At 55.2% G+C, this 7,237-nt stretch carries 8 protein-coding genes; 4 read left to right on the top strand and 4 right to left on the bottom strand.

All coding sequences use genetic code 11. From position 1 onward, the window contains the following. Positions 1-182 (top strand): hypothetical protein (locus tag ACRBB0_RS25880; RefSeq protein WP_431377361.1); only part of this gene is annotated, 182 nt, incomplete at its 5' end. Positions 183-835: 653 nt separating this feature from the next. Here ACRBB0_RS25880 and ACRBB0_RS25875 read toward each other — a convergent pair. The 3 genes from ACRBB0_RS25875 to ACRBB0_RS25865 all read right to left on the bottom strand — a co-directional run bounded on the left by ACRBB0_RS25875 (position 836) and on the right by ACRBB0_RS25865 (position 3,793). Then, positions 836-2,128: a dicarboxylate/amino acid:cation symporter gene (locus ACRBB0_RS25875; protein WP_431377360.1), complete on the bottom strand. Its 1,293-nt coding sequence runs from the start codon at positions 2,126-2,128 to the stop codon at positions 836-838. Positions 2,129-2,211: 83 nt separating this feature from the next. After that, positions 2,212-3,249 (bottom strand): pyridoxal-phosphate dependent enzyme, encoded by a 1,038-nt coding sequence (locus ACRBB0_RS25870; protein WP_431377359.1) that lies wholly within the window; start codon positions 3,247-3,249, stop codon positions 2,212-2,214. A gap of 160 nt (positions 3,250-3,409) precedes the next feature. Continuing rightward, a complete protein-coding gene (locus ACRBB0_RS25865) occupies positions 3,410-3,793 on the bottom strand; it encodes a RidA family protein (protein WP_431377358.1) in 384 nt (127 codons plus the stop codon). A 133-nt stretch (positions 3,794-3,926) separates the two neighbouring features. Between ACRBB0_RS25865 and ACRBB0_RS25860 the strand changes: the two genes are divergently transcribed. Both ACRBB0_RS25860 and ACRBB0_RS25855 read left to right on the top strand, forming a co-directional pair. Further along, positions 3,927-4,556, top strand: coding sequence for a helix-turn-helix transcriptional regulator (locus ACRBB0_RS25860; RefSeq protein ID WP_431377357.1), 630 nt, complete (start codon positions 3,927-3,929; stop codon positions 4,554-4,556). 369 nt (positions 4,557-4,925) lie between these two features. Next, positions 4,926-5,558, top strand: a complete 633-nt coding sequence (locus ACRBB0_RS25855) for a tyrosine-type recombinase/integrase (RefSeq protein WP_047998255.1) — start codon at positions 4,926-4,928, stop codon at positions 5,556-5,558. Positions 5,559-5,678: 120 nt separating this feature from the next. Here the strand turns inward: ACRBB0_RS25855 and ACRBB0_RS25850 are convergent, their stop codons facing one another. Then, the gene (locus ACRBB0_RS25850; RefSeq protein ID WP_431377356.1) at positions 5,679-6,236 is read right to left on the bottom strand and encodes a MarR family winged helix-turn-helix transcriptional regulator; all 558 of its coding nucleotides are present in this window, start codon (positions 6,234-6,236) and stop codon (positions 5,679-5,681) included. On the opposite strand from ACRBB0_RS25850, the gene ACRBB0_RS25845 reads away from it, so the two are divergent. Further along, the gene (locus ACRBB0_RS25845) at positions 6,213-6,899 is read left to right on the top strand and encodes a glutathione S-transferase family protein (RefSeq protein ID WP_431377355.1); all 687 of its coding nucleotides are present in this window, start codon (positions 6,213-6,215) and stop codon (positions 6,897-6,899) included. The genes ACRBB0_RS25850 and ACRBB0_RS25845 overlap by 24 nt on opposite strands. The last annotated feature ends 338 nt before the right edge of the window (positions 6,900-7,237 follow it).

Genomic DNA, 7,237 nt, shown 5'->3' with positions numbered 1-7,237 from the left:
TCAATGAAGGTCCGGAAAGTCCGCGTTGCGGTCATCTGACATCCTGGAATGCTGCAATCCCGACCAAGGTCCGCTATGCGGGTTGCACTCGCAGCATGACGGTGGACGGGTCAATGTCCGGAATGGGCCGCTCTGACATCGGCTGCACGATCCAACACGTGAACATGCTGCAATCGATCTAACGGCAGCAGCGAGCCGGACCCAGTCATTGTGATTTTGTGCTGCGCGCGCACGCAGCACGAAGAATGCGGCACGAGCGAAAGAACCTTCGCTGCGGCGCAGCGAGACAAGCGGTCATTTATGCAGAGCGCGGCATAGATTGGAGCGCGGATTTACAGGTTGCGGGACGAAACGGTCGCTCCGGCCGCTGGCAGAAATGACCGCGCGCAACCTCAAAACGGTCATTGCCGCAAGGTGTTACACTAAAAAATTTTGCGGGAGCGAAAAACTCTTAGCGACCTCCTGAAAGCAGCACCTGAGCCGCATTGGAGTGCCGCCTACAACGCTGCGCTTAGACCAGATGCCGAGATACGCAAAAACGGAGTATTCAAAGCAACCGGTTCCCAGCCCAACAGGATGTTGAAAAAGCATAGGTGCAACTCCAGCAGTTAAGGTGGTGCAGCAAACAAGGACAGAAATAACGCAGCGGCCATAGGCTAGATTTTCACTGCCGCACATGCGGCAGCCCCTGGAAGGAACCAGGTTCTATACGGGAACCGGCCCCGGGATCCATCCGCAGATCGACCCGGAACCGGTCTGTCAGCAATTGCCAAATTGAGGCGGGCGGCAAGAACCGGCATAGACAGATTGCTGCACTCGCAGTGAGGGAGACAATTTAGCGGATGTCAGCAGGTTCAAGAACATGCGGGACCGCAAAGACCTCTTCGTCGATCTGGTCCTCGGATTTGGCAATCAGCACCGTGCAAGCGGCGTCGCCGGTTACATTCAAGGTGGTCCGGGCCATATCCAGGATCCGGTCAATGCCAGCGATGATGGCAACGCCTTCAAGCGGCAAGCCGACTGCGGTCAGAACCATTGACAGCATCACTAGGCCTGCGCCAGGCACGCCCGCCGTTCCGATTGAGGCAAGAGTCGAGGTCAGCACGATGGTGATGTAATCACCCATGCTTAGGTCGACACCATAGGCCTGCGCAATGAACAGCGCGGCAACGCCCTGATACATTGCGGTTCCGTCCATGTTGATGGTCGCACCCAGGGGCAGCGTGAAGCTCGCAACAGAATTGTCCACGCCCAGGTTCTTTTGCACCGCAGTCATAGTGACCGGCAGGGTGCCCGAGCTGGAGGTGCTGGTGAAGGCAACCATCTGCGGCTCAACAATGCCCTGGAAGAACCGTAGCGGGTTGAGCTTGGCAATCGCACCGACCAGACCGCCATAAACGATGACTGCGTGGATCAAGCAGCCCAGATACAGGGCAAAGATCACCTTGCCGAGCGGCAGCAGCAGATCCAGCCCATATGTGCCCGCCACCCAGGTGATCAGCGCAAAAACACCATATGGAGCAAAGGAGATAACGATTTCCGTGAGCTTCATGATTGCGGCATTCAGCGCCTCAAATGTATCCCGCAGGGGTTTGGCAGGATCTCCGGCCAGATTGATGGCGAGGCCAAAGAGCAGCGCAAAGAAGATGACCTGCAGTACATTTCCATCTGCCGCTGCCGCGATCGGATTTTTGGGGATGATATTGATGAATGTGCTGACGATGGACGGAGCAGGTTTCGGCTCCATAGCCGAGGCTGCCTGGAGATCCACACCAAGGCCTGGCTGCAAGATTGTCGCCAGCAAAAGCCCGATGGAAATCGCAAAGGCGGTTGTGCCAAGATAGAAAAGGATCGTCTTAAGGCCAATCCGGCCCATTCGCGCCAAATTTCCGATGGATGTCATGCCGCAGACCAGGGTGACAAAAATCAGCGGCACAATAAGCATCTTGATGGCAGAGACAAAGGCAACGCCAATTTGCTTGATAGCAACCGCAATATCCTGATTTCCGGTGGTGTTCAGGACCACGCCCAGCATAGCGCCTGCAACGAGGGCGAGGGTAATTTGCTTCCAGAGCATCAGGTTGCGCCAACCGGCGAGAAAGCCCGTTTTTCGTGAATGTGCAGTCATGTTGGTCTCCTACTGTTGGATCCAGCGCCGCCAATAAGAGGACGCTGAGGGCAGAGCGTGTTTTCCACGCTTCTTTCGATTGGTTATTGAAAGAGTTCTGTCATGTACTGCGGGGCTTTCAGGCCGCTGCCTGTCAGGATGACGGCAGTTGTGTCGCCGGGCGAGATCTGCTCCGAACGCAACAAGTTCCGAGCGCCCGCCGAGCCCAGGGCACTGGTTGGTTCCGCATAAAGCCCCATTGCCGTCAGTTCCCGGACGGAATGCTCAATTTCGGCTTCACTCGCGGTGACCGTGCCTCCGCCAGAACCTCTGAGGCTTTCAAGGATCTGCACCATCCGGACCGGCCTTTTGATTGCGGTCCCTTCGGCAATCGTTGGCGCAAACTCACACTCCACCTGACCGGTGGCGCCGGCCTGGAAGCTGGCGTGAACCGGCGCGCAATTCGCGGGTTGGGCGCAGAAAATGCGCGGCATTTTTGCAATGGCCCCGGCTCGTTTCAACTCTGAGAACCCGATGAACAGGCCCATGATGTTGCTCCCGCCTGAGGCTGGAACCACCACATTGTCAGGCGCTGAAAAGCCAAAATCTTCCCACAGTTCGTATGCCAGGAGTTTTGTGCCCTGCAGAAAGAAGGCCTGCCAGTTGTGGCTGGCGTAGAATGTGCTTTCCGATTGCAGAATTGCCGCCTCCTCTGAGGCCTCACGGGGACCGGGGACCAAAGTCACATCTGCCCCAAAGGCACGCATTTGTGCGGTTTTTGCGGCCTGCGTTGTCTCGGGGGTCAGAATTGTAACGCCCATGCCTGCCGCTGCGCCATAAGCGGCCATGGCGGAACCGCCATTGCCAGAGCTGTCTTCCAGGATTGCAGGCACGCCGGCTTGGCGGAGGTAAGACAGCATCACAGCGGCCCCGCGGTCCTTGAAACTGGCGGTCGGATTGAACCATTCAACCTTGTAGTGAACCGGAGCGCCATCGAGAGCGCGCTGCAAAAGCGGTGTCAGCCCTTCCCCAAGCGAGATTGGATCTTGGATGTCCACCGGCAGCGCCTTGCGATAGCGCCACTGAGACCGTTCAGACCTGTCTATGTCGCTTTTGCTGATGCCAGGAAGCTCTGTGATCATGAGGGGGTTACCCTCGGGAGATCGCCACAGCGGAGTATCCAGGGGAAAGGTGTTGCCCGTGGCTGGGTCAATGTAGGCGGGATGCATTCTTGAAGTCCACTTCCAGAGTTAACGGATTGAGGGGGGCGCAGGTCTCCGGCCAACACCGGCTGGCGCCGGATCAGCGCGGGGTAACCAGGGCGATCATGTCCAATTCGACCAGAAACCCGTGATGAAGACCTGGAACCGGCACAACCGCGCGGGCTGGCCTGTGCGACCGGAAGGTTTCGGCGTAAAGCGTATCGAAGACGCCCCAATCCTCGATATTGGTGACAAAGACAGTGGATTTGACGACCCGGTCCAATCCTGAGCCCGCGTCTCTCAGAATTTCTGTGGCATGGCGCAGGACCAGCGCAGCCTGCTCGGCAAAGGACAAACCCGGGTTCATGTCCCCCCGGATCCCGACAGGCAATATCCCCGACAGGTAGGCGACGCCATTGGCGACAACAGCTTGCGAGTAGTGCCCGCCAGGCGGTGCAGCCTGATTGGTGCTGACGAACTTCATTGCTTAACAATCCTAAGGTTTCATGCCAGATCCTGCGGAGGCCTCCGAGGAGCTGACAGTTTGTTTACTTTAGACGAATTGTCTTGTATGCAGGTGTGGGGCGGGAGTCAACAAAAAGTTTAAAGTGGACATTATGAACAAAGATGAAGAGCGTGAGCTGCTGTTGCGGGAGGCTGAAAAGATTGTCCGGGGCCTGGGGCAAAGCCTTAGCCCTCTTTGCGAGGTTGTTCTTCACAGCCTGAGCGGTCCCAATCAGGGCGTCGTTGCTATCGAAAACAACATCTCCGGACGAACGGTCGGGGACAGTACAACTGAGCTTGGCATGGCCCGGATGGTGAATTCGGACTTCCCTGAAATCCTTGCAAATTACCCGAACCAGTTTCCTGATGGGCGCTCAGCTAAAAGCACATCGATCGGCATCAAGGATTCTGAAGGGACCTATATTGCCGCTATCTGTCTGAATATGGATGTGTCCTATCTGAAATCGATCTCCTCCTATCTAGGCAATCTGGCCCAGATCGACACTACAGATGACCCTAAGGAAACACTTGCCCCGGGCCAATCCTCGCTGGAGGCGCGGGTTCTGGAGTATTCCGGCCAACTGAATAAGGCGCCTTCGTCACTGACCAGCAGCGAAAGACGGGCGCTGGCACTTTCTTTGGAGAAAGAAGGGCTTTTTGAACAGCGAGGTACGGCAGACAAATTGGCTTCCCTGCTGGGATGCTCGCGCAGCAACATCTACTATTATCTTCGCAACAAATAGGTCGAGAAATACCGCTTTCCGGCAGGCTGGGACTGAAAGCTGCCAGCGACAGCAAGGTCCGGGTCTCTGCTAGCCGGCCATGACCCGGCGCTGCACCTGCGGCGCGGGTCAACCCTTCCTGGTGCGCTTGCGGCATAGGACGTGCGTCATGCCGCAAGATACTGCGACTTTGCAACTACCGCCTTTGCGCGACGCGGTCATTGGGGCATCGCGCAGCATTTTGCGCTATGGGCTCCTTGCGGCCCGATGCGTTCGCAGAAACACCGCTTGGCAGCGACTTCGGGCACCAGCCGTTCAATAGGATGCTATGCTATTGTCGTCTGCGCTGTGCTGATGTCTGGGTTTGGAGGGAGGATTGGAGGGCATATTATGCCAAGAGTGCAACTTCCTGCAGTTACCCCAAAACACAAAGCCTGGAACAAGGGTCGGATCATCGGCCAAAAACGTCCCCTTCTTCCCAAACAAGTGTGGGCCATCCGGGCGCGGCTTGAACTTTCGGGTTATCTTCGTGACCTTGCGCTGTTCAACGTTGCGATTGATAGCAAGCTGCGCGGCTGTGATCTGGTAAAACTCGCCGTGGCCGATTTGGTCAAAGATGACCGCGTTCGCGAACGCGTTTCAATAGTCCAGAGTAAAACCAAGAAACCCGTTCAGTTCGAAATCACTGAAAACACAAGAGATACCGTCATTGCGTGGGTGCGATCTCCTGAGATGATCGGGTGCCGGTTCATGTTTCCGAGCCGTTTCCACGACCGCCCGCATATCTCAACACGTCAATATGGTCGACTTGTTCGTGACTGGGTTACAGCGATTGGCCTGGAACCCAGCGGATACGGAACACACTCGATGCGCCGAACCAAAGCTGCGGAGATTTACCGCAAGACGGGGAACCTCCGCGCCGTACAACTTTTGTTAGGCCATACGAAGGTCGATAGCACAGTGCGTTATCTGGGCGTTGAGCTGGAAGATGCGCTAAGCATTGCTGAACGGATCGACATCTGAACGAAGTTGGCGTGCGGCTATTGCCGTTCGCCAATCAAGACCAGGCCTTCATGGTTCCCGCAGCGGTCGGCAGGACTGAGCCCGAAGTATCCGATGCTGCGCGGTGTACAAATGTCGGCTTTAGGCGCGCGTGAGCTTTTTCAGAAGACGCGCCAACTCTGTGATCTCAGCTTGGGAAAAATGCGACTCAACCGACCGCGTTAACGCTGCCGCATAGATCGGCCACATAGCTTTCCTGATGTTTAGACCCTTTTGTGTAAGCCTTATGATCTGTCCTCGGCCATCGTCTTCGACGTCAAGGCGGTCAATAAGCCCTGCTTTTGCCATCCGATCCAGAAGCCGGGACATTCCATATTGCGGCAAAAGCAGTCGCTCCTTCAATTCATAAGGACGGATTCCAGCACCGTCCGCCTTTTCGATCTCTAGCAGTGCGTCATACCAGCTGAGCTTTGGTAGACCCTCATTTTTTAACGCATCTTCTATGTCGTCGAGCAAAATCCGGTTGGCGGAAACGAGAGAGGTCCACACCGCTATTGTTTGAGGTTTTGGTTGTGTCATGTCTTTCAATATACTGAAAGATGCACCTGCATCAATATTGACATTTGGTAATCTTGTTGCAATGTAGATGCAAGTGCATTTACCTGAGGTATCAAAATGACTCTCCACCTTATGAGCCACACGCTCTGTCCATATGTCCAACGCGCCGCCATTTCTCTGACAGAAAAGGATGTGGAATTTGAGCGTACTAATATTGATCTGGCGAACAAGCCCGATTGGTTTCTCGCAATCTCACCGTTGGGAAAGACACCCGTACTTTCTGTCAACGAACAGTCGATTTTTGAATCCGTTGCGATCTTGGAATACCTTGAAGAAACGCAACCAGGGCCGCTGCATCCCGATGATCCTCTGACCCGCGCGCTGCATCGTGGCTGGATCGAGTTTGGGTCCGCAACATTGAACGACATTGCTGGTTTCTACGCCACGACAGATGCGACTGTATTTGCTGAAAAGATCACGTCTTTGAGTGCGAAATTCTCCCGATTAGAAACGCAATTGGAAACCGGCCCCTATTTCGCCGGAGATGAATTTACCCTCGTGGATGCCGTCTTTGGGCCGATCTTTCGGTACTTTGACACATTTGATGAAATCGGGGACTTCGGCATTTTCACTGGAAAATTTAGGGTGCAAGCTTGGCGAACGGCGTTGGCCCTTCGCCCATCTGTAAGGGATGCTGTGTCTCACGACTATCCTGAACTGCTTTGGACATTCCTGTTGAACCGAAAATCGCATTTATCTGCAATAATGACGGATAAGACCGAGACGGTTGGCAAATTGCACTGAAAGTGGAATTGGTTCAGTCGGAAGCGGCCGTTCAAGCAATCGCGGTGAAAGGCCGCTTTGTCCCGCCCTCTGTCAATTCGTGCAAGATGCGGCGAAGGGTCGGTCTGAAATCCACTGACGTCGGCATCAATGAATGGCTGCTTCCGCGACTTGGGCTGCATCGCAGCATGAAATCTGCTGCAACTGCGAGGAAATGCTGCGTTAGCAATAGCCGCGCGTGCATAAGGCCGCTTAGTCCCGCATCTTACCAGTTCGGTCGACGCGCAGCGAAAGTCAGCTTTTCTATGACCAGCCGTTCCTACACTGCGCAGTGAATGGCTGGTGAGAGCCCATGATTG

Origin of the sequence: Pelagimonas sp. (assembly GCF_050633425.1) — a bacterium.
Lineage (GTDB): Bacteria > Pseudomonadota > Alphaproteobacteria > Rhodobacterales > Rhodobacteraceae > Pelagimonas.
Note: the sequence above shows the minus strand (reverse complement) of the source record. Positions and strands in the feature narration are given on the sequence as shown.

Bases quoted from the DNA above. Each gene is read 5' to 3' on its own strand.
- ACRBB0_RS25855 (WP_047998255.1), top strand. From the start codon at position 4,926: ATGCCAAGAGTGCAACTTCCTGCAGTTACCCCAAAACACAAAGCCTGG.
- ACRBB0_RS25865 (WP_431377358.1), bottom strand. From the start codon at position 3,793: ATGAAGTTCGTCAGCACCAATCAGGCTGCACCGCCTGGCGGGCACTAC.
- ACRBB0_RS25845 (WP_431377355.1), top strand. From the start codon at position 6,213: ATGACTCTCCACCTTATGAGCCACACGCTCTGTCCATATGTCCAACGC.
- ACRBB0_RS25870 (WP_431377359.1), bottom strand. From the start codon at position 3,249: ATGATCACAGAGCTTCCTGGCATCAGCAAAAGCGACATAGACAGGTCT.
- ACRBB0_RS25860 (WP_431377357.1), top strand. From the start codon at position 3,927: ATGAACAAAGATGAAGAGCGTGAGCTGCTGTTGCGGGAGGCTGAAAAG.
- ACRBB0_RS25875 (WP_431377360.1), bottom strand. From the start codon at position 2,128: ATGACTGCACATTCACGAAAAACGGGCTTTCTCGCCGGTTGGCGCAAC.